The sequence below is a fragment of the Lentzea sp. CC55 genome, from assembly GCF_021056325.1.
GTDB lineage: Bacteria > Actinomycetota > Actinomycetes > Mycobacteriales > Pseudonocardiaceae > Lentzea > Lentzea jiangxiensis.
In genome coordinates, this window is the sequence record NZ_JAJCXE010000003.1 from 39,294 (window position 1) to 60,788 (window position 21,495).

The 21,495-nt window shown below is 70.0% G+C and carries 20 protein-coding genes; 12 read left to right on the forward strand and 8 right to left on the reverse strand.

All coding sequences use genetic code 11. The features are described from left to right. Positions 1-2: 2 nt before the first annotated feature. The 3 genes from L6E10_RS02210 to L6E10_RS02220 form a co-directional block, all read right to left on the reverse strand. Positions 3-1,331, reverse strand: coding sequence for a cytosine permease (locus tag L6E10_RS02210; protein ID WP_236216253.1), 1,329 nt, complete (start codon positions 1,329-1,331; stop codon positions 3-5). A gap of 76 nt (positions 1,332-1,407) precedes the next feature. Beyond that, positions 1,408-2,052: a hypothetical protein gene (locus tag L6E10_RS02215; RefSeq protein WP_236216255.1), complete on the reverse strand. Its 645-nt coding sequence runs from the start codon at positions 2,050-2,052 to the stop codon at positions 1,408-1,410. A gap of 62 nt (positions 2,053-2,114) precedes the next feature. After that, positions 2,115-2,666, reverse strand: a complete 552-nt coding sequence (locus tag L6E10_RS02220) for a hypothetical protein (RefSeq protein WP_236216257.1) — start codon at positions 2,664-2,666, stop codon at positions 2,115-2,117. Between the two features lie 57 nt (positions 2,667-2,723). On the opposite strand from L6E10_RS02220, the gene L6E10_RS02225 reads away from it, so the two are divergent. Genes L6E10_RS02225 through L6E10_RS02260 form a run of 8 tightly spaced genes read left to right on the forward strand, consistent with a single transcriptional unit; the run spans position 2,724 to position 12,973 of the window. After that, a complete protein-coding gene (locus tag L6E10_RS02225) occupies positions 2,724-3,176 on the forward strand; it encodes a YbaB/EbfC family nucleoid-associated protein (protein WP_236216259.1) in 453 nt (150 codons plus the stop codon). Next, positions 3,173-3,481 (forward strand): hypothetical protein, encoded by a 309-nt coding sequence (locus tag L6E10_RS02230; protein WP_236216261.1) that lies wholly within the window; start codon positions 3,173-3,175, stop codon positions 3,479-3,481. The genes L6E10_RS02225 and L6E10_RS02230 overlap by 4 nt, the downstream gene beginning before the upstream one ends. Next, positions 3,478-3,912, forward strand: coding sequence for a DUF6346 domain-containing protein (locus L6E10_RS02235; RefSeq protein WP_236216263.1), 435 nt, complete (start codon positions 3,478-3,480; stop codon positions 3,910-3,912). Before L6E10_RS02230 ends, L6E10_RS02235 begins: the two co-directional genes overlap by 4 nt. Positions 3,913-3,949: 37 nt before the next feature. Continuing rightward, positions 3,950-5,251 carry a WXG100 family type VII secretion target gene (locus L6E10_RS02240; RefSeq protein WP_236216265.1) on the forward strand — a complete coding sequence of 434 codons (1,302 nt, stop codon included), beginning with the start codon at positions 3,950-3,952 and terminating at the stop codon, positions 5,249-5,251. Continuing rightward, positions 5,248-6,684, forward strand: a complete 1,437-nt coding sequence (locus L6E10_RS40655; RefSeq protein ID WP_236216267.1) for a DUF6346 domain-containing protein — start codon at positions 5,248-5,250, stop codon at positions 6,682-6,684. Before L6E10_RS02240 ends, L6E10_RS40655 begins: the two co-directional genes overlap by 4 nt. 55 nt (positions 6,685-6,739) lie before the next feature. Then, entirely contained in the window at positions 6,740-8,134 is a 1,395-nt protein-coding gene (locus tag L6E10_RS02250) for a TIGR02677 family protein (RefSeq protein WP_236216269.1), read from the forward strand. Next, a complete protein-coding gene (locus L6E10_RS02255; RefSeq protein WP_236216271.1) occupies positions 8,131-9,207 on the forward strand; it encodes a TIGR02678 family protein in 1,077 nt (358 codons plus the stop codon). The genes L6E10_RS02250 and L6E10_RS02255 overlap by 4 nt, the downstream gene beginning before the upstream one ends. Next, the gene (locus tag L6E10_RS02260) at positions 9,200-12,973 is read left to right on the forward strand and encodes an SbcC/MukB-like Walker B domain-containing protein (protein ID WP_236216273.1); all 3,774 of its coding nucleotides are present in this window, start codon (positions 9,200-9,202) and stop codon (positions 12,971-12,973) included. Before L6E10_RS02255 ends, L6E10_RS02260 begins: the two co-directional genes overlap by 8 nt. On the opposite strand, the gene L6E10_RS02265 is transcribed toward L6E10_RS02260, so the two are convergent. Next, a complete protein-coding gene (locus L6E10_RS02265) occupies positions 12,970-13,479 on the reverse strand; it encodes a hypothetical protein (RefSeq protein ID WP_236216275.1) in 510 nt (169 codons plus the stop codon). The two genes, L6E10_RS02260 and L6E10_RS02265, sit on opposite strands and share 4 nt — an antisense overlap. Positions 13,480-13,548: 69 nt before the next feature. Further along, positions 13,549-15,831, reverse strand: coding sequence for a LuxR C-terminal-related transcriptional regulator (locus L6E10_RS40150; RefSeq protein ID WP_275675967.1), 2,283 nt, complete (start codon positions 15,829-15,831; stop codon positions 13,549-13,551). Positions 15,832-15,915: 84 nt separating this feature from the next. Between L6E10_RS40150 and L6E10_RS02275 the strand changes: the two genes are divergently transcribed. Next, positions 15,916-16,968: a cytochrome P450 gene (locus tag L6E10_RS02275; RefSeq protein WP_236216277.1), complete on the forward strand. Its 1,053-nt coding sequence runs from the start codon at positions 15,916-15,918 to the stop codon at positions 16,966-16,968. On the opposite strand, the gene L6E10_RS02280 is transcribed toward L6E10_RS02275, so the two are convergent. The 3 genes from L6E10_RS02280 to folP are packed head-to-tail and all read right to left on the reverse strand — an operon-like array spanning position 16,925 to position 19,035. Then, the gene (locus tag L6E10_RS02280; RefSeq protein WP_236216279.1) at positions 16,925-17,209 is read right to left on the reverse strand and encodes a hypothetical protein; all 285 of its coding nucleotides are present in this window, start codon (positions 17,207-17,209) and stop codon (positions 16,925-16,927) included. The genes L6E10_RS02275 and L6E10_RS02280 overlap by 44 nt on opposite strands. 48 nt (positions 17,210-17,257) lie before the next feature. Beyond that, the gene (locus L6E10_RS02285) at positions 17,258-18,196 is read right to left on the reverse strand and encodes a hypothetical protein (protein ID WP_236216281.1); all 939 of its coding nucleotides are present in this window, start codon (positions 18,194-18,196) and stop codon (positions 17,258-17,260) included. A gap of 14 nt (positions 18,197-18,210) precedes the next feature. Further along, the gene (gene folP / locus L6E10_RS02290; RefSeq protein ID WP_090098274.1) at positions 18,211-19,035 is read right to left on the reverse strand and encodes a dihydropteroate synthase; all 825 of its coding nucleotides are present in this window, start codon (positions 19,033-19,035) and stop codon (positions 18,211-18,213) included. Between the two features lie 62 nt (positions 19,036-19,097). Here folP and L6E10_RS02295 point away from each other — a divergent pair, with 62 nt between their 5' ends. The 3 genes from L6E10_RS02295 (at position 19,098) to L6E10_RS02305 (ending at position 21,057) form a co-directional block, all read left to right on the forward strand. Next, positions 19,098-20,144 carry a DUF2786 domain-containing protein gene (locus tag L6E10_RS02295; RefSeq protein WP_236216283.1) on the forward strand — a complete coding sequence of 349 codons (1,047 nt, stop codon included), beginning with the start codon at positions 19,098-19,100 and terminating at the stop codon, positions 20,142-20,144. Positions 20,145-20,238: 94 nt separating this feature from the next. Continuing rightward, positions 20,239-20,721: a hypothetical protein gene (locus L6E10_RS02300; protein WP_236216285.1), complete on the forward strand. Its 483-nt coding sequence runs from the start codon at positions 20,239-20,241 to the stop codon at positions 20,719-20,721. Positions 20,722-20,784: 63 nt separating this feature from the next. Further along, positions 20,785-21,057 (forward strand): GlsB/YeaQ/YmgE family stress response membrane protein, encoded by a 273-nt coding sequence (locus L6E10_RS02305; RefSeq protein WP_236216287.1) that lies wholly within the window; start codon positions 20,785-20,787, stop codon positions 21,055-21,057. Positions 21,058-21,495: the final 438 nt, after the last annotated feature.

The following is a 21,495-nucleotide window of genomic DNA, read 5'->3' on the forward strand; positions in this document are numbered from 1 at the left end:
CCTCAGGCGGCCTTCCCGGTCACCTCGCGGCGGGTGGCCCTGCGCGTCCTGATGCGCAGCAGGTCCCACCGCCCGGCGGCGACGTACAGCGCGAACGCGAGCACGAAGGAGTTCAGACCGGACAGCCCGAACGGCAGCACCTCGCCGGCAGCGGCCGCGACGAGCCAGATGACCACCGTCGCGGGCACCCACGAGGGCGCCGACCTCGGCACGAGCGGCCGGGTGGAGACGAGCTCGTTCCGCCAGCACCGCACGACGTGGTACTCGGCGATCATGATCCCGGCTACCGGCGGGAACACCACGCCGAGCAGGACGAGGAAGTGGCTGAAGTGGGCGGCGACGCCCGCGGCCGCGAGGGAGCTGCCCGCGCACCCCGCCACGACCGTCACCTGCGCCCGGCTGACCCGCACCGCGAGGACGGCGTCGAAGAAGTTCACGAGCCCGAGCGAGGCCGAGAAGAGGTTCCAGTCGCTGATCTTCACCGCGACCGCGACGACGACCAGCGCCCCGGCCCAGCCGCCGGTCGAGCCGATGACGCCCAGGACGTCCGTGGTGCCGAGCGCGTGCGCGATGACCACGCCCACCAGGCCGATGACCCACTCGCCGGCCATGACCCCCAGGACTGTCTGCTTCACGACGTCGCTCCCGTCGCGGTGGAACCGCGTCACGTCCGGCGAGACCACCGCGCCCACGACGAAGCTGCCGGTGACCAGTGTGATCGCCGTCAGCATCCCGATGGACGGACCGGGAGCGGGGCCGCTCAGGTCGCTGACATCGTTGACGTTCGCGAGCACCACCCACGCGAGCAACCCCAGGAACGCGGGTACGGCCACATACGACGGCCACGCCGTCCACCGCGCACCGCAGGCCGCGACGACCGTGACGACGACCCCGAACACCAGCGCCCACACCGGTGCCGGCAGCACCCCGGCGACGTTCGCGAGCACCGCCCCGGCAAGGCCGGTCTGCACCCCGAACCACCCGGTGCACGACAGCGCGACCACCAACCCCAGCACCGCCGACCCGGCGTGACCGAACCCGGTCCACCGGCTGAGCAGGGCGGTCGGCAGCCCTTCCCGCCACCCGATGGTCCCGACGGCGACCGCCACGACGCCGACCAGCACCGCCCCGACCGTGAGCGCGACGAACGCTCCCCAGAACGACATGCCGAACCCGAGCGTCGCGCCGAGCAGCACCTGGCTGAGCGCGGTCGTCTGCCCGAACCGCTGAGACGCGACCGACCACCACCGGTGCCGGGCACCACAGGGGACACGGCTGAGGACCTGATCCTCACACCCGGCGCGAGAGGTCTCGACCATCCCTCGGATCACCACCCGGACAGTAATGGTCACCCCACGGTCGAGCTACGGACACGCGGTACGAACGGGTGAATCACCACCGCGCAATTCACACAGCGACACGATTCATCGCCAACGCGATCCGCCGGCGCGCCACCAACCTCGTCTGGTGCACGTCCATGCCGAACGCGAGAGCCGGCCGCCGCTCGAACCGGTCGTAACTGCGGCTGAGCAGCCAATGGGCCGCCTCGGGGGTGATCAGCTCCAGCCGCACCTCGTCCCGCAACCGGCTGAGCGTCTCGTCGACCTGCCTCGTCAGGAACGCGTGCCTCGTGAGGCTCCCGTTGATCTCGTCGACCATGAACACCATCGCGTGCGGCACGTCCCCGTACGCGTAACTGCACAGCAGCGCCAGGTATCCAGCGTCGATCGACCGGTCGCCGATCCAGCACTCCCCGAACCGCAACCCGGCGAGGTCCCACCGCGGCGGCTCCTGGTGCGCGGCCGCCTCCTTCGCCCACGTCCCGGGCCGTCCGGGCAACAGGTGCCCCAGCGCCGTCAGCAGCGCCGCACTCCGCCGGCTCGGCACCCCCTCCAGGTGCCGGACGACGACCTCCCACAACTCCTCGTTGCGGGCGAAAGACCCCACCGACGCGCTGACCCGCAGCTCGACGTCGAGTGGATCGGTCAGCTGCGGCAGCGGGCGCCCGGCATCGACCACCGCCTGCTGCATGGGGCTCAGCCTCGTCCGCACGGGCGGAGATTAGACCGATCGGCGCAACACGAGGGCTTGGTTCACCCATGCCATGGCGCGGATCACCCCATCGAGACCGCTTCCCGCACCCCGTCGGCCAGCGCCTCACCCGGAAGCTCGAACTGGAGCCCGCCCTGAGCGGTCACCAGCACCGTGACCGGCCGCTCCAGCGCGTTCACGACCACCGCCAGCTCGACCCCCAGGAACCGGTGCCAGTGCGGCGGCCAGTCGCGGGGACACGCTCGTCGCGACGAGAAGACGTCGACCACGTCCCCTCGCACCACCAGGTGCTCGCGCGGCCGGCGGGAAGGGTCGGCGGGCAGCACGAGCTCGGCCGCCAGCACCGCGTCCACCAGGTCGCCCTTGTCCGCGTACCCGCGCCGCACGAGGTACATCACCGACTCGAGGTCGTTGTCGAAGACGACCTCCCGGGGCCGGTACCGCGGGTTCGGCACGTACTGGTCGGTGATCTCGCCCCGCTCGTCCACGAGGTAGCGCCCGATCACCGCCTCGGCGGAGACCTCGTCGTGCACCGGGTCGATCACGTGCAACCAGTTGCTGGGCGCGCGGCGGGCGCGTTCCCGCATCTCCCGGGTGATGAGCGGCTTGACCATGCACACATTGTGCTGAATCGACCACGCCCAGTCAGCGCGAATGAGAACATCCGGATCATGACCGATCCGCACCAGTTCCTCGCGAACTTCGAGGGACGCCTCCAGCAGGCCCAGGAACAGGCGAACGCGATCCAGACCGCGTTCCGCGAGTCCCGCACCGAGGCCCAGAGCCCCGACGGCGCCGTCCTCGTCACCGTGGGCTCCGGCGGCCGGATCGAGTCGCTCCAGCTGACCCCGCGCGCCGACGACCTGGGCCACACCGCGCTCGGCCGCACGATCATGGACACCATCCGCCGCGCCCAGGTCGAAGCCGCCCGCAAGATCGAGGACACGATGCGCCCGATCCTCGGCGAAGGCGAGGGCATGGCGTTCCTGCGCGAGCAGATCGACCAGAGCATCGCCGTGATCGACCCGGCGGGCACCGTCGAAGAGCCGAAGCCGGCACCGGGCCGTCCCGCACCGCCCCAGGGCGATGACGACGACTTCGGCAGCAACTCGGTGCTGCGATGACCGGCGGTTTCCAGGCCCAGGCGGAGGCCATCGCGACCCACGGCAAGAACCTCGTCGGCCGGCTGTCCCCGTCCCTGCAGGAGGCCGTGTCCGCCTCGCAGGTGAGCCTCGGCCCCGCCGTGATGGGCGAGCTCTGCCAGCGGTGGTCGTGGATCTTCAACGACGAACTGGACAAGGCGAAACAGCTGCTCGCCGAGCTACCCAAGGCGTTCGAGGCCACGGGCGACAGCCTCTGCTCGACCGCGGAGACCTACCAGCAGACCGAGGACGGCAACCGCGCCTCGTTCCGGGGGACGGACGGGTGAAGCGCATCGCGATCGCGGCCGTCCTCTGGATCGCCGCGCTCTACACAGCTCATGCCGGCGCGGTCACGTTCAGCGGCGAGGTGCCCTCCGGCGGTGAACCCAAGGGCTACGCCCAGGACATCTCCTGCGCACGCAACTGGTGGGTGTTCGGATTGCTCTGGAACTGCAACGCCACCATCGTCGCCGACGACGGCCAGCGCTACACGTACTCCAGCGACGACTCCGGCCTGACACCCGCCGACATCGGCAAGCAGGTGCCGATGACCAAGAAACGCGTCGGTTCGGGGATGTCCCGCGGCAGCTGGGAGTGGGGGCTGGCAGAACGACGCGAGCCGAGCAAAGGCCTCGCGGTCCTCTCCCTCCTGGGCATACCCGCGGTCGCGTTCTACATCACCTTCCGGATGTTCCGCAGCAAGGAACCGGTGACGTGACAGTCCAGCACCCGCGTGCCCGCAGGAGGAGGAACCGATGAGCAATCCGTTGATCGTGCAGAAGAAAGACGAACCGAAGTGGTTCGCCGGCGCGGGTTTCGCCGACACCGGTGAGGACCTGGTCAGGCCGTTCATCGAGGGCAAGGACATCGACCCGGTCGCCCTCGGCATCGACGGCGCCGCGATGGTCCTCGACGTCGCCGGTCTCCTCACCGACCCGCTCGGGACGCTCGCCTCGTCCGTCGTCGGCTGGATCATCGAGAACGTCGGCTTCATCCGCGAGCCCTTCGACAAGCTCGCGGGCGACCCTCCCTCCATCGAGGCGGTCGGCAACACCTGGGAGAACATCGCCAAACGCCTGGGCGACGAGGCCACCGCCTACGAGAACCAGGCGAAGGCGCTCGCGGACTGGACGGGCGACGCCGCCGACGCCTATCGCGCCCGGTGCACCAAGCTGGTCGAACACCTGAGGGGCTCGTCCGCCGCCGCGTTCTCGGCCGCGAACAAGATCAAGGTGGCCGGCGCCATCGTCGCCGCCACCAGGGCGTTGATCCGCGACCTGCTGGCCGACCTGGCGGGAACCCTGCTGATGTGGGGCATCCCGGCCGCCGCGTCGGCCGTCCCCACCGCGGGCGCCTCGATCGCCGCCTTCATCACGCGCGCCGTGACGAAGGCCGTCGAGATCGGCACGAAGATCGCGAGGTTCGTCGCCAAGCTGTTCAAGGCCCTCGACAAGCTCGGTTCCCTGGCGGGGAAGGCCGGCGACGCGATGCGCAGGCAGGCGGACGACCTGGCCGCGTTGAGCAGGCAGATGCCCAACAGCAGCTACGGCAACCAGCGCGCGGCCGAACTCGCGTCCGACTCCGCGACACGGGTGTCCAGGGCGGACACGCTCGACAATGTCGGCGAAGGACTCGGCAACACGAGCAGGCGCGTCCAGGACGGCGTCGACAACGCCATGAACAAGGTCGACGACCTCGCCCAGCGCACGAGCCGGAAGGTCGACGAGTGGGCGCAACGCGTGAAGGACAACGGTCCCGCGCGCAAGCAGAAGGTCAAGGACCTCTACGAGAAGCTCAACCAGCCGCCGCTCACGACGCGCAGGCAGGACATGGGCGATCCCTCGCACTGGGGTGGGCGCGCGGGTGACCACGTCGACGCTCCCCTGACCAAGGGCCTGCTCGACGGCCAGAACTGGGTGCGTGCCGTGGCCAGCAGGGACATCGGCCACCTCATGCCCCACTACGGCGATGTGGCCCATCCGGCCAAGGAGTTGGGCAAGGAGATGAACAAGGCGGTGGGCCAAGGCGGCCACCAGGATCCCGACGAGAAGAAGTGACGAAGCGCATCGCGATCGCCGCGGTCCTCTGGATCGCGGCCCTCTACATCGCCCAGGCAGGCACGCTGTTCTTCGACGGCGAAGCGGGTTCCGGCGGAGAGACGAAGGGCTACGCCCAGGACATCTCCTGTTCGAGGAACTGGTGGGCCTTCGGAGCCCTCTGGTCCTGCGAAGCCACCATCGTCGCCAACGACGGCAAGCGCTACCACTACAGCAACGGCAACTCCTCACTCACACCCGCCGACGTCGGCAAACGCGTACCGATGACCAACAACCGCGTACGGACCACCCGGACCTCGGCAGCCTCCGTGAAATGGGGAGTCACCGAGGAACGCCCGCCCAGCAAAGGTCTCCTGGTCCTCTGCCTCTTCGGCGCACCGGTAGCCGCGCTCTTCATCACCTTCCGCCTGTTCCGCGACAGGAAAGCGGACTCCGCCGCCGACGAGCGGCAGCGAGGTGGACCGCGGCTGACGCGGTACCGCAAGCGCCGCTTCGCCGTGGTCTGGTTCCTGTCGTCGCTGTACGCCGCGATCTTCGTCGGCGCCTTCTGGGCGGACCACACCGACGGCGGCGAGGCGGAGGCGACCGCGGACAACGTCGAGTGTGAACGCAACTGGATGCTGCTCGGCACCCGCTGGAGCTGTTCGGCGATCGTGACGGACACCGACGGCAAGCAGTACCGCTACACCAACTACTCGTCGATGCTGACTCCTGCGGACATCGGAGCCGAGGTGCCGATGGAGAAGTTCACGTACGCCGACGGACCGCCGAAGTTCAGTCCCGCGAGAGGCTCGTTCGACCCGAAGCCGTGGAACGCCATCACCGGGTTCGCGCTCGGCATCGGTGCCTTCGCCGGTGCCGCCTTCCTGTGGCCTCCCGATCGGCTCGGTCGCCCGGCCGATCCCGAGCGAAGGCGTGCGCTGGCCCGCAGCCTCCGCCGCCAATGGCGCTGGAACGTGCCCATCAGCGTGCTGGCCCTGTACGGCGCGTACTTCGTGCACGGCGTCTTCGTCGTGGCGCACATCAACGACGACGGAACAGTCGTCCTGCCGACGCAAGGCAGCGGTACCGCCCGATCGTGTGACCGGGACTGGCGCTACCTCGGCGTCGTCTGGCAGTGCACCGTGGAGGTGAAGCCCGATTTCGGCTCGGAGGTCACCCAGACCATGAGCCAGTCGCAGTTCACCCCGGACGACATCGGCGAACCGAAGCCGGTCACCCTCGTCCGCGGCAGCACCTGGGAGGCTGTCGACCAGCCGTACGAGAGCAAGTTCGCCGTGTGGGCGATGATCGTTCTGATCGCGATCGGCACGGTGATCGCCAAGCCGCTGTCCAACCTGCGAATCGCCCGGGACCTGGAGAACAGCCGTCCCGAGCCCGACCCGCTGGACGGGCAGTTCCTCGAGCATCGACCGCCTGGCGTCCGACCGTGATGTCCGCCCGCCCTGTCACCGGATAGCCCTGCGGCGACAAGCTACGGTGGCACAGGTGACGACGTTTCCCCCGGTGCCCGCGGACCTGTTCCGCTTCACCACGACCGGCCACGCCGAGCTGCACACCGCAGTGGTCCGCGTGTTCGGGGTGGCGAACGAGCGCCTGGAGACCGTCCTCACGGCCGATGACGTGCAGCAACGCCTCCGCGGCGTCGGCTGGTCCGAGCAGGTGGCCGACGACGAGCTCGCCGCGTCCCTGGCCGCGCTGCGCGGCTGGGGCCTGCTCGACGCGAGCCAGCATCGGTACGGGCTGACGAAGCTGGGCGAGGCCGCGTACGCGGGCCTGAAGCACGCGCTGGAAACCCTCACGGGCAGCGGCTCGCTGCAGACCGCCGTCCTGGACGCGATCGCCGACCGGCTCGACGAGCTCGGCAAGCCGCTGGACGACCGCGGCACCTTCACGAAGCTGATGGAGCTCGAAGGCCACCTCGACGCGCTCAAGGTCAACACCACCCGCTTCAACGCGGACCTGCAGCGCCTGCTCCGCGACGAGGACGCCGACCTCGCCACGTTCCAGGACCTCAAGCGCACGACGATCACCTACCTGCGCGACTTCATCGCCGACCTCGACGACCGCAAGCAGCGGATCCGCGACGCAATTAGCGCCATCGACCCCGCCGACCTGCACGAACGGGCGCGCAGCGGTGCCGGCCCCCACCTGGACGCCGAGCCGTGGCTGCGGCAGCGGGCGGCGAACTGGGCGAGCCTCACGACGTGGTTCGACAACGCCGACGAGCTGCAGGACGTGTCGCGCAAGGCGATCGTGCAGCTGCTCAGGGTCCTGGACCGGATCAGCGAGCAGCGCAGGAAGCCCACGAACACCGCGGCCGACTTCCGGGCGCTCGCCAGGTGGTTCGGGCGCACCGGCACCGAGGCCGAGGCGCACGAGCTGTTCAACGCCGCGTTCGGGCTCTACTCCTCCCGCCACGCCCACCTCGCGCACGCCGACGGCGAGCTGATCCCCAGCGGTGAGGCGTGGGAGAACACGCCGCCGGTGCCGGTGTCGCCGCAGCTGCGGGCGACGGGCAAGCAGGAGCACATCGGCAGCACCGGCAAGGTCCGCAACGTCGACGAGGTGCGCCGCAACCGCCGCATCCAGGCGGAGAAGGAGCGCGCCGAGCTCGAATACGCGTGGTCGCAGATCAAGACCGACGGCGCCGTCCGCATCTCCACGCTCACGAACCTGGACCACGACACGTTCCACAGGCTGATCGACCTGGTCGGACGCGCGCTGGGCAGCGATCCGGACAGCACGGGCACGCGCACGGCCGGCACCAGCGACGGGCGCATGCAGATCAACCTCCGCAACGCCCGCGGCTGGGCGACCATGACCACCCAGAAGGGCACGCTGAGCGGGCCCGACTACGTGATCGACGTGCAGAGCCGATGAGCCGCACGGGGAACCAGCTCGCACGGCTGGAGAGCGAAGAGATCGCGCGTGGCGTCCGCCTGCTGCTCGCGCGTCCACTGGTCACGGCCAGGCAGGACCACGACGGCTTCGACCTCATCAGAAGGCGCCGCGAACCGATCGTGAAGTGGTTCGACTACTACTGCGGCTGGCGCGTGCATGTCGAGCCACGCGCCGGATACGCGCGTCTGTTCAAGACGACGCAACGGCCTGATAGCACGCGTCCGGTGTTCGACCGGCGGCGCTACATCGTGCTGTGTCTCGTGTGCGCGGAACTGTTGACCACGCCCACGATCACGCTCGACGCACTGACGGCACGCACGCAACAGGCCGCCGCCGCTGAGGGGCTTCCGCCGTTCGAGCCGGCCCGGCGTGCCGACCGCAACGCGTTCGCCGACGTGCTGAACTTCCTCGAAGAGCACGGCGCGGTCGAGGTCGGCGAGCAGGTCCGCGCGGATCCGGCTCTCATCACGCGCCTGCTGTCCGCTCCCGTTCCCGCCTCCACAGTGGACACGATCGAAGACCTCACCCGCGAGACCAGATATGACAACGCGCATCGCAGCGTGTGGCAGCGGCACTCCGTGATGCGCAGGCTGATCGACGACCCCGTGGTCTACAAGGAAGACCTGAGCGAGAGCCAGATCGCGTTCCTCACGTCGCCGTCCGGGCGCAAGGTCGTCAGGACCGGCATCGGGCTCGCGGGCTGCACGCTCGAAGAACGCGCCGAGGGTTTTCTCGTGGTCGATACCGACGCCATCGCCACGGATACGAGGTTCCCGGACGACGACAGCCACGCGAAGGTCGCCGCGTTGTTGCTGCTCGACCGGCTGGCACAAGGCCCCGCGCCGTTCGAGGACCTGGTCGAGGAGACGCGCGAGCTGCTCACGAAGTTCCGCAACTGGGCCAAGGCCTACCAGTCGGACGGTGGCGCGGGCAGACTCGCAGCGGACGGGATCGAGCTGCTGGAAGCGTTCGGTCTCGCGCGCACGGAGAACGGCGTCGTTCGCAGGCTGCCCGCGGCAGCCCGGTACGCGATCGAGGAGCTGCATGACTGACCGGTGGCAACCCAGCCGCGCCGGGATCATCAACGTCTGGCGCTACTACGACGAGATCTTCTCGTTCTACCAGGGCAGACTGCTGCTCAGGGGTCCCAACGGCACGGGCAAGTCGAAAGCGCTCGAGCTGCTGCTGCCGTACCTGTTCGACGCGAACCTGCGCCCGCACCGGCTGTCGACGTTCGGCAGCGCGGACCGCACCATGCACTGGAACCTCATGGGCGAGGGCAACCAGGGCAGCACCCGCGTGGGGTACGTGTGGCTGGAGTTCCAGCACGGCGAGCAGTGGTTCACGTGCGGTGCGCGCCTTCAGGCCACCGCGAACACGTCGAACGTCAACGCCACGTACTTCACGACGTCGCTCAGGGTCGGCGACCTGGCTCTGGTGAACGAGGCCGGACGGCCGTTGACCAAGACCGACCTCGTCGAGGCGATCGGTGAACACGGCGTCGTGCACGCCTCACCGGCCGACTACCGGCACACGGTGCGCACGACGTTGTTCCCGGGCGTGAGCGAGCAGCGGTACGACTCGCTGATCACGGCGTTGCTGCAGCTGCGCACGCCGAAGCTGTCCGAGCGGCTCGACCCGGGCGTGCTGTCCTCGTTGCTGTCCAAGGCACTTCCGCCGCTGGACCAGTCCGACCTCACCGAGATCGCCGAGGGGTTCGAACGGCTCGACCGGCGGCGCGAGGACCTCCGCCGTCTCGACGAGGAGATCACCGCCGCCGAACGGCTCGCGGAGGTCCAGCGCACCTACGCCCAGCGTGTTCTCGGGGCGGCGACCTGGGCCCTCGAGACGTCGTCCGAGCAGCTCGAGGACGCCACGCGGGCCGCACGGATGAGCGAACGCCGCTACCAGCGCCAGGTGACGCTGACCGACGAGGCGTTCGACCAGCTCGCGGCCCTGGGACGCGAGGCGAGCGCGGTCGGCGCGCAGATCGCCGGCATCTCCGACCTGCCCGCCTACCAGGAGGGCAAGCAGCTCGACCTGTTGCGGCAGCAGCTGTCCGCCGCGGCCCAGCGCGCCACCGAAGCCGCCTCGCACGCCGCGAAGCTCCGTGCGCGCGCCGTCGCCGAGGAGGAGCAGGCCGGACAGGCCAAGTCCGACGCGGCCGCGCGAGCCGATGACGTGCGCCGATCGGCCGTCCAGGCGCGGGAGGCCGCGGAGCTGGCGGGCATGCCGTCGGTGTTCGAGGAGATCGAGTCGGGCAGCGACGCACGGGCGGGACGACAGCTGCTCACCGCCGCCGTCGACTCCCGTTCCGCCGAGATCAGCTCCATCATGCGTGCCGTTGCCGCGCACGGGAGAGCCGTCGAGGCACGGGACGCCGCACGCCAACGGCTGGAAGAGACCCGTGACGAGCTCGACCTCGCCACCGAGGCGGAGGTCGCGACGCAGCAGGCGTTCGAGCAGGCGCTGGCGAAGTTCCGCGCGGACTTCGAGACCTGGGCGCAGGGCTGCTCCGAGCTGAGCGTGTCCGACCACGGCGAGATCGTCGAGGCCGCCGCGCTCGCCCGCGAGGAGTTCAGCCGCATCGAGGCACGTCTGCACGAGACGCGCACGGCGTTGAACGGCCAGCTCTCGCAGTACAACTCCATCCGCGAGAAGCTCGCCAACCAGATCGACGTGCCACCGCCCGCCCCGTACACGCGCGACGTCAAATACCGCGCGTCCGCCGCGGGCGCTCCCCTGTGGCGACTGGTCGACTTCCGTCCCGGCACGCCACCGCACGTGTGCGCCGCGGTCGAGGCGGCGCTGGAGGCCTCGGGCCTGCTGGACGCGTGGCTCACCCCGGACAGCTCGTTCGGCGTCTCCGACCTGGACCGCTTCGCCGAACCGCTGCTCTGCGGCCCCGCGCCCGGCACCACGCTGCTGGAGGTGCTCGTCACCGACGACGAGCGCTGCCGGCAGCTCCTCGAAAGCATCGCGTTCGGCGACACGGCCTCCGGTCACACCGCCGCCATCGGCGCGGACGGCACGTGGCGCCTCGCGAACGCGCACGGCCGTTGGAGCAAGGACTTCCCCACCTACATCGGCGCGGACTCCCGCAAACGCGCCCGTGCGGGCCGCATCGCCGAGCTCACGGGCCTGATCGAGCAGCTGGCCACGGACCTGTCCGGTGTGGACGCCGCGCTGAACCAGATCGCCGTGCGCCGCGCGACCCTGGCGGGCGAGCTGGCGCGGCAGCCGTCGACCGACCCGATCGAGATCGCCGAGGAGCAGCGGACCAAGGCGCAGCTGCGGTGCGCGGCCCGCAAGGACGCCGTCGCCGCGGCCGCCCAGCGCGTGTCCGACGCCGAGACCGCCCTGGCCCGCCTCGGCTCCCCCGCCGCCCTGCCGGACGTGGAGGCGCTGGCGAAGTTCGGCACCGCCTGCCACCGCTGGCTCGACGACCGCCAGGCGGCGTTCGCGGCGGAGACGTCGTCGGTCGAGGCCGGCAGCCGCGCGTCGCTGAGCAGCACCCTGGCCGACGAGGCCGAGGAGACGGCGGCCGCCCGTCAGCAGGAAGCCGCCGATCTGACCGTCAAGCTGGAAACCGTCGAACGGTCCACGGGCTCCGAGTTCCACGCCCTCGACCAGCAGCTCATCTCGTTGCGGGCCAAGGCACTCGAACTGGCCGAACAACGCGAGCTGCTGCAAGACAAGCAAACCGGCCTGGCGCGCACCCTCGGCACGTTGGAGGAAAAGCGCAAGACAGACACCGCACGCGCCGCGGAAGCCACCATCGCCCACGAGGCCGCCGAAGCCCGCCACCGCCACCTGACGGGCAGCCACCTGCCCGCCGACGCCGGCGAGGTGCCCGAAGGCGGCGTGGACCCGCGTCTGATCCGCGACGCCGAATCGCGCCTCAGCATGGCCGTGCACGAGGCACAACAACAACTCGCAGGCCGCATCGCCCTGTCCCTGGACGCCGACGACGACGTCACCGTCCTCACCGCGACCCTCGACGGCACGCGCATGGGCGCACACGCCCTGCTTCGCACGCTTCAGGCAGAACGCGACCGCATGCGCACACACATCACCGACGGCGAACGCGACCTCTTCGACCAAACCCTCACCGGCGACACGAGAAGGCACATCGCCCAGCGCATCCAGGACGCCGCAGACCTGGTCCGCACGATGAACCAACGCCTGGAGCGCGTCCAGACCGCCTCCGGCATCCGCGTGCAGCTCGACTGGCAGGTGGACCCCCAGCTACCGCCGGGCACGAGAGAGGCCCGCGACCTCCTGCTCCGCTCGGACCTCAACGCAAACGAGCACGAGCAACTGCACCAATTCTTCCGCGAGCGCGTAGAAGAAGCACGCGCCAACGACACCGCGACGGGCTGGGAACAACAACTGGCCCAGGTGCTCGACTACACGACGTGGCACCAGTTCGTCGTGAAGGTGGACCGCGGCGAAGGCTGGGTCCCGGTCACCAAGCGAGTGCACGGCGCCCTCTCCGGCGGCGAGAAGGCGATCGTCCTGCACCTCCCGCTCTTCGCGGCGGCCGCGGCCCACTACCACTCCGCCCCGCACGCACCACGCCTGATCCTGCTCGACGAGGTCTTCGTGGGCGTCGACGCCACCAACCGCGGCCAGCTGCTGGAACTGCTGGTCAACTTCGACCTGGACCTGGTCCTCACCTCGGACCACGAGTGGTGCGACTACCGGGAGCTGACGGGCATCGCCATCCACCAGCTCACGACCGGCACCGACGGCGATGACGCCGTGACGACCGTGCGCTTCACGTGGGACGGGCACAGCCTCACGGCCGACGACTAACTGCCGAGCAGGGCGAGTTGTGCGCGCTGCTCATCGGTGACGGGGAACGACGGGTTGTGCCGCGGGTAGATCTCCGCGGCCTCCCACAGCTCGGCCCGCACGCTGGACGCGGCACCGATCTTGCGGCCGCGTGCCCGGAGGTCGGCGACGACGGCCGCCGCGTCGAACAGGTGCACGGAGTCGACGACCACGGGCCGCGTCGTGCCACGGGAACTGGCCGCGGCCGCCTTGGGCCCGGCGAGCACCAGGTAGAGGTCCGCCCCGTCTTCCCCCAGGTCCAGGAGGCCTTCCCGCTTGAGGTACCACTTCACGTCCACCGACCGGCCGTCGGCCAGCCTGCCGTTCACGCCCTTGGGGCCCTTCTCCAGCACGATGCCGAAGATCTGGGCGGCGATCCACTCGCCGAGGTGCCCGGTCAGGGCCGGCCGTCCGATGTGCGCCGCCAGCTCGGCGTCGATGCGGTTGCGCTCCTTGATGAGCGCGGCCACCCGATCCATCTCCGTCACGTCAACACCCCATCGCCCGGCACCGCGTTGCCCTTTTGCCGGAACTGTCGTTCCGGCCTGTGCTCCGCGTTAGCCCCTGTCCGCGAGGTCGTCGGCAAAAAGCGACACCAGCTCTCCACGCGTCGCGATCCCGAGCTTCGCATAAGCGTGGGACAGGTGGTTGTCGACGGTCCGCACCGAGATCACCAGCGACTCGGCGATCTCCCGGTTCGTCAGCCCCCGCGCCGCCAGCGCCGCCACCTCCCGCTCCCGCTGCGTGAGCGGCACCAGGGACATCCGCGCCAACGCAGGCGTCCGCGCCCCCTCGCACGCCCCGATCAGCCGTCCGAACAGCACACGATCACCCGACTCGGCAGCGGCCTCCGCGGCGTGCAGCACGAACCCTGCTTCCTCGAACCGCAGAGCCACCTCGGCCAGCCCGGCAGGATCGTTGCGCACCAACGCCTCCGCGTGCGCCACGAACACCGGCACCAGCAGACCGGTGGTGGTGGAAGCGAGCTCCCGCAACCGTTCGACGGCTTCGGCCGCACGCCCCAACCGAACCGCATCGTGCAGATGCAACGCCTCGGCAGCGAACTCCCCATACGAACGGGCTTCGGCCGCCGCGTCGAACGGCGAAGCACCACCAGCCCAGACCCGCGCCGTCCACAACCCGTGCCGATAAGGCCGCATCCCCGGCGGCGCCAGCTCCTCCGCCTCAGCCAGCAGGGAACGGGCGTCGTTGCCGAGCAACGCCTCGACGTGGGCGAGCACGCACAACCGCACGAACGGCTGCGCGGGCCGCGCCTCCTGCAACAACCGCCGTGCCTCCAGCAGCCGCCCACCGGCACACGCCAGCGCAGCGCACGAAACGGCCCAGCTGGACCGCATGGAGTCCCACTCCGCCTTCTCCTGATGCGCCCGCACGGCAAGACGTTCCGCACGCACCAGATCGCCGTGCAAGGAGTGCACGAAGACCTCGGAGAACGTGTTCATCTCCGCACCCAGCCCCACTTCGCTGACCGGCGGGATGACGGGGAACGGGCCGGTGTACCGGCCCTGCACCACGTCGATCATCGCGAGAACCGCCGCCTCGCCCGGATCGGAAGCCGACAGCAGGGCGCGGGCCTCGTCGTACCTGCCCGCGTGGAACAGCATCACGGCCCGCCCCGCCGGCATCACGATCATGTCGGCGGCTTCCTCGCTGCGCCCCAGGCCCCACCCGAGGTTCATCCCGCGCATGGTCCGGACCTCGACCGGGTCGTTGTCGGTCGCGACCATCGCGAACACTTCCTCTGCCTCCTCCGCACGGTCCGTGAACACCAATACGTAGGCCAACAGCCGTGCAGCTTCCACACCACCACCGACGGACCATGCGGCGCGTGAAAGTCGCTCTGCCAGAACAACACCACCTGTCGCGCTGGCGAGCTTCGCGGCTTTCAGGAGCAGGTCGGGATCGTCGGCCGTCCCGCTGTCCAGACGCAACACGGCCACCCGCAACGGGTCGTCGAGCACGGAAGCCAAGTAGCGCTGATGATTGCGCTTGCGCAGAGGGGGACATTGCGCGCGCAAAACCTCGCCGTACAACGGATGCGCGAGACGCAGCCCCTCGTCCGTCACGGTGACGAGGCCGTCCAACGACTCGGAAGCGGCCAAGTCCAGAGGCTCACCGAAAGCCAGCAGCTCCAGCACACGGCGGTCCTCGTCCGGCACGGCGGCGAGGTGTGCCTCGATCAGCTCCACCAGCCGGGCGGACAACGGCAGCGGACCGTCCAACGACCACACACCGCCGTGCGACGTCCACGCCGCCGCGAAGTGCATCTCCCGCAGCAGCAACATGTTCCCCATGCAGGCCGTCCAGAGCCGATCGGCCGTCACGCTGTCCAGCACGCCGCCGAGCACCGTCTCCAGCACCTCGACCACCGCGGGGCGCCCGAGCGGCTCCAGCTCGATGCGCGGCAGCAGTTCGTCCTTCCACAGCGCCACCACGGGTTCCGGCGCCCGTTCCCCCGAACGCAGCGTCGCCACCACGACAGCTTCACGGTGCTGCACGAGCTGATGCAGCAACCCAGCAGACGCGTCATCGAGCAGATGGACGTCATCGACCACCACGACGCGACCGCGCAACGCTGTCCGTGCGGCGGTCAACATCGCCAAAGGCGAGGGATCGACTGACGGCAAGAAGGGCGCCATCACGCCGAGGGGGATCTCCGACATGGCCGCTGTCGCACGCAACCGGACGTCACACGCGATCTCGTCCAGCAACCGCGTCTTGCCCACGCCGGCGGGACCCGCCACGATCAGCCCGGCCCCGCGCACCGCGCGCCGGACCGCGACGAGCTCGGCGTCCCTCCCCACGAACGGCCACCCCATGCGGCCAGGCTAGGTGATGTGCGCCGGCAAGATGGGTGATCGCCTACTCATGTCCCTGACCTGCGGCGACGTCAAGATGGCGGCATGAGCTTCTTCGCGGATCCGACGCCGTACTTCGACAAGTGGCGCGAGCAGGGACCGGCGCTGATCGAGACCCCGGACGGCCAGAAGACGTGGATGATCAGCCGCTACGACGACGTCGTGCAGGCGCTCAGCCACCCCGGCCTCAGCAGCGCGTTCGTCCCCGGCGGCATGCTGAACCACACCGACCCGCCGGAACACACGCGCCTGCGCAAACCCATCGCGCGCGCGTTCGCCACACGGCGCGTGGAGGCGCTACGACCGCGAATCGAGCAGATCACCAACGAGCTGCTCGGCACGTGGGAGGACGCGGAGGAGGTGGACGTCATCGAGACGTTCGCCTACCCGCTGCCGATCGCCGTCATCTGTGAGCTCCTGGGAGTGCCCGAAGAGGACAGGGACGAGATCCGCCGGCTCTCCGGCGAGCTGCTCGCACCGCAGACGATGGCCGACGCGTTCGTCCGTTTCGCCGGATACGTGCAGCAGCTCTTGAACACCAAGGAGCCTGGCGACGACGTCATCACGGAGCTCCGGGACGAACCGAACCTCGTCCCGAACCTCGTGCTGCTGATCACAGCGGGACACGAGACCACCGTGCAGCTCATCGGCAACGGTCTGCTGGCACTGCTGCGCGATCCCGTGGTGAAGCGGAGGGTGATCGACGATCCGATCGCGCTGCCGGAGGTCGTCGAGGAGCTCCTGCGCTACGACGGCCCGTTCGCCACGGGCATCGTGCGCGTCGCCACCACCGACGTAGTCGTCGGAGGGGTCACGATTCCGAGGTCCTCGCAGGTCACCGTTTCACTTGGGGCGGCGAACCGGGATCCGTCCCGGTACCCGGATCCGGACGTGTTGCGGCTGGGCAGAGATCCCCACGTCACGTTCGGGCACGGGATCCACTACTGCGTCGGAGCGCGGCTGGCCCGAGTCGAGGGTGAGATCGCTTTCGGGACGCTCCTGCGGCGTTTCCCGGAACTCGCGCTCGCCGCTGAGCCCGAGTGGCGGGAGTCCTTCATCCGAGGCTTGGCGTCATTTCGCGTGCGACCGAAGCCCTGACGGCAGCACGGGCCGCCGACAGGTCGTCGACGGCGTAAATCTCCGGACAGGAGGCGATCACGAGGTCCTTGTCCGACGCAACGGTCAGCAAAGAGACTTTCTCGCTCAACGACTTCGCTTGCCGGACCACCCCCTTGGCATCGACGCGGATCAACGTGACCCACGTCTCTGACCAGGGAAAGTCCGCGACGGCGCTGGATTTGCGCAGGCCTTCCACATCGAACTCGGCAAATCTGGGCATGACACCAAGATAACGAGTCGAGGAAGCGGAAAGGCAAAGATCACCCTTTCACCGCAATGCGGCCAGCAGATGGGACAGGTTGACCCCCACGGCGTCCGCCAACCGGCGCACGACTTCCGGAGCGGGTGCCAACGGGTGTGTCTCGCGGGTGAACGGCAGACCTTCGCCGCCTGAGAACTTCGATTGCGGCGTGACGGGGGCCAGGATCGGGTAGACGCGCCAGCGCGGCACCTTCGAGTCCGCCATCGCGAGCGTGTTCTCCTGCCACAGCATCACGGCGGACTGCTTCGCGTTGCGCGCGAGGACGCAACCGTGGCCCGTGAGCGTGATTGCGCGCGCAGCAGCCCGCACAGGGTTGCGGAACTCGCCCTCGACGACCCACACGCCGTTCATGAACTCCGCGGTGAAGCCTTCGGTCTCCAGCGCGGCGATCGTTTCGGCGTGCTGGTCGTCCGCCACGGCGGTGGCCAGTTCGACGACCTCCTGGACCTCCGAGGCGGTCACCACGCGCGCACCGGCCTCTGTGGAGGCGTGCAGGAGCCGTTCGACGTGGCGGTCCTCCGCGTAGGCCGCCCACTCCTGCGCCTTCTCCCACGCCGACTGTGCGATGACGTCGGCCTCGGAACCGCCACGCAGCCGTGCGTCCTGCAGCAGCTGTGCGAGCGCCACGGCGATGACAGAGCTCAACAGGGCGTCATCGCGCGGCTCGTCCTCTTCGGGCACGAGAGAGGCGACCAGGTCGCGCAGCTCGCCGCGCCAGCTCTCGTCGCCCGCCCACACGCCGATGGCGAGCAGGTTCAGGTAACGGTCCGTGAGGGCCATCCGCACGAGCAACGGCTGACCCGCCGCTTCCCGCGCGTCGCGACGCGCGGTCGCCTTCACCTGCTGCCGTTCCGCGGGATCCACCACGCTCACGCGGATCTTGTCGAGTTCGTCGAGGAAGTCGTCCCACCGGTCGTCCGAAAACCGGGCGAAGACGTCGTCCACCTGATACCTCCAGCTCACAGTCGAGCGACGGACTCGAGTACTCGTCTGGTGCGCGCCACCTCGTGCGCGCGGAAGACCGCGGCGCCCGCCAACGCCGCGATCGCAGTCGCGACAAGGGTGCCCTCGACGCGCTCGTGCAGTTCCACGCCGAGGGTCTCCCCGACGAAGTCCTTGTTGGACAACGCCATCAGCACCGGCCACCCGGTCGCCACCAACGCGTCCGTGTGCCGCACCAGCGCGAGGCTGTGCCATGTGTTCTTGCCGAAGTCGTGTGTGGGGTCGATCAGCACGCTCTTGCGGGGCACGCCGAGTGCGACCACCTTCTCCGCGCGCGTGGTCGTCTCCGCGATGACGTCCTGCACGAGGTTCGGGTAGCTCACCCTATGCGGACGCGTGCGGGGCACGGCACCACCCGTGTGCGAACAGACGTAGCCGGCGCCGTACTCCGCGGCGACCTCGGCCAGGCCGGGGTCCGCGCCCGCCCACGTGTCGTTGAGCAGGTCGGCACCGGCCTCGCAGACGAGCCGGCCGACGTCCGCGCGCCACGTGTCGCTGCTGATGACGAGGTCTGGGTACGCCTCCCGCACGCGCGCGATGAACGGCACGACGCGGCGCACTTCCTCGCTGGAGTCGACCAGATCGCCCGGCCCCGCCTTCACGCCGCCGATGTCGACGATGTCCGCGCCCTCGTCGACGACGCGGTGCACGGCCTCCATCGCCACGTCCTCGGCGTAGGTGGCGCCCTTGTCGTAGAACGAGTCCGGGGTGCGGTTGATGATCGCCATCACCAGCGCGTGCTCGCGGACGACCGTCCGGCCGCGGAACTGGAGCTCGATCACATCCCGTGTCTACCAGGTGGTCCCCGACCTGTGCACATGGCGGACGTCTCATACTGCCTGGCGTGGAACTGGTGAAAGCGGTCGACGCGCTCTGGAAGCGCGGCTGGCTGCCGTACGACGTCCGCGAGATCGTGGCGCGGTCACTCGACGAGTCGGCTACCTCTCTCGTGGTGGACGTGATCGCTTTGTCCTGTTCGCCGCATCCTCCGGCGACTGTGCACCCGCGGTGGCAGCGTCAGCTGGAGGAGATCGGAGCCTCCGTGTGGTGGGAGGGTCCGCTGCTGGAGGCGTGGGCGACGCGCCACATCGAGACCCGGTCGTACGCCGAACGCACAGCCGCTGAGCTGCTGAAGTTCCTCGGCCGGTTGCCCTCGTTGCCGCAGATCCTGCCGTTGCCGGGTGACGTGCTGATGTCCGCCGTGCGCGCGGGCCTCGACCCGAAGGTCCTCAACCGGGTGCGCGGGCTGCTCGCGAAGGCCGAGTCGACGGCGTTCCCCGAGGAGGCGGAGGCGCTGTCGGCCAAGGCGCAGGAGCTGATGAACCGGCACGCCCTGGAACGCGCGATGCTCGACGCCGACCTGCCGGCCCAGGCGACGTCGCGGCGGATGTGGCTGGACAAGAGCTACTTCAAGGAGAAGTCCCAGCTGGTGCACGTGGTGGCGGAGGCGTTCCGGTCGCGGGCGGTCGCCTACGACGGGTTCGGGTTCGTCGCGCTCGTGGGCGACGAGGTGGACTTGGAGAGCGTGGAGCTGCTGTCGACGTCCCTGCTCGTGCAGGCGACACGGGCGATGGTCGCCGCGGGCGGCAAGGCGGGGAAGGGCAGCGAGGCGCGTTCGCGGCCGTTCCGCAAGTCGTTCCTGGTGGCCTACGCGTCCCGGATCGGCGAACGGCTGGCGGCGGTGCCGTCGGCGGACGTGGTCGAGGACGAGCGGCTGCTGCCGGTGCTCGCGGACCGCAAGCAGGCCGTGGACACGTTGTTCGACGAGATGTTCACCCGCACCCGCACCTCGCGCGTGACGGTGCGTTCGGCCGCCGGGTGGGGCGCGGGGCGTGCCGCCGCGGACGTCGCCGACATCGGTGCGGGCCGGAGTTCGGTGACGTCCGGTTAGCCCCCACCCCTTCGAGTGAACTCCCGACCGCACAGAGGCCTCCGGGGCCGCTCACCCCGGAAAACCGTCAGACCCCCTCCCTAGCGTCGACCCCATGACATCCACCTTCCACAACGAGATCAAGCTCGGCGAGGTCCACTACCGGCTGAGCGCGACGACGGACCCCGACGAGTCCCTGGTGCTGGAGCTGCTGGGGTCGCTCGACTCCGGCGAGGTGGTCGCCGACGGCCGGTTGCGCCTGCCGGTCGAGGGCGGCGCCACGATCGGCAAGCTCCTGTCGCGCGTCCTGGGCGCGCACACGCGCCTGCGCAGCCGCCAGCCCCGCCACGCGAACGCCAACCAGCCCTGGACCGAAGCCCTCGACACCGAACTGCGCACCGCCTGGCTCACCACGGCCGAGGAGTCGTCGCCGAAGCTGATCAGGTCCCTGGCCGACGGGATGCAGCGCTCCCCCACCGCGATCCGTGCCCGCCTGGCCCGCGTGGGCTGCGATCCGGACGTGCCCGGCCGCGAGCTCTCCGCCACAGCCGCGGCACTGCTCGGGGGAAACCCAGGGACGGGTCAGGGGAAGACCTGATTCGCCACACCTCGTCCCGGCGGACTCTGGAGTGACAGGAACCGGAGTCGCAGGGGGTACGCAGTGGAAATCAGCGGTTTGTTCACCGCGCTGCTCTTCGGAGCGGCCATCGGCGGTCTGGGCCGCCTCGTGGTCCCCGGAAGGCAGCACATCTCGTTGCTCGCGACCGTCCTCGTGGGCATCGTCGCCGCACTGCTGGGCACAGCGGCCGCCACCGTCCTCGGCGTGGCGGACACGCCGCGCATCGACTGGATCGAGCTGGCCCTCCAGGTGGGCCTCGCCGGAGCCGGCGTGACCGCCCTGGCCAACCGCACCAGGCCCAAGATCCACCACTGACCCTCGAGCCGGGCGCGGGCGGACCCCCACCGCCCGCCCCACCCACCCGTCCACCACCAGCCGCAGACCCGAGCCGCCTCGCCTCCGCCCGCGACCACCGCGCCCGGACCGCAGAGCACCCAACGGGTCCACGGCTCGACCGCACCCGGTGACCGCCCGCATCCGCACACCGCGCCGTCCACGCGCGCCCCGATGCGCCCGGCCCGCCAGACCCTCCGCCACCGCATTCGCACCGAACGCGCCCACACCGCAACGAACAGGCCGCGCTCGGCCGCCAAGGAGCCCACCGCCTGGCCCAGCGACCACTCCAGACGCACGGCGCGCAACGGACCACACGGCGCCGCCCCCCGTTGCCCGCTCCACCGCCCACCTCCACGCACCACACGCCCACGTCCGCCCGGCCCACCAGTTCGTGTCCACCCGCACCCACGCCGAGCG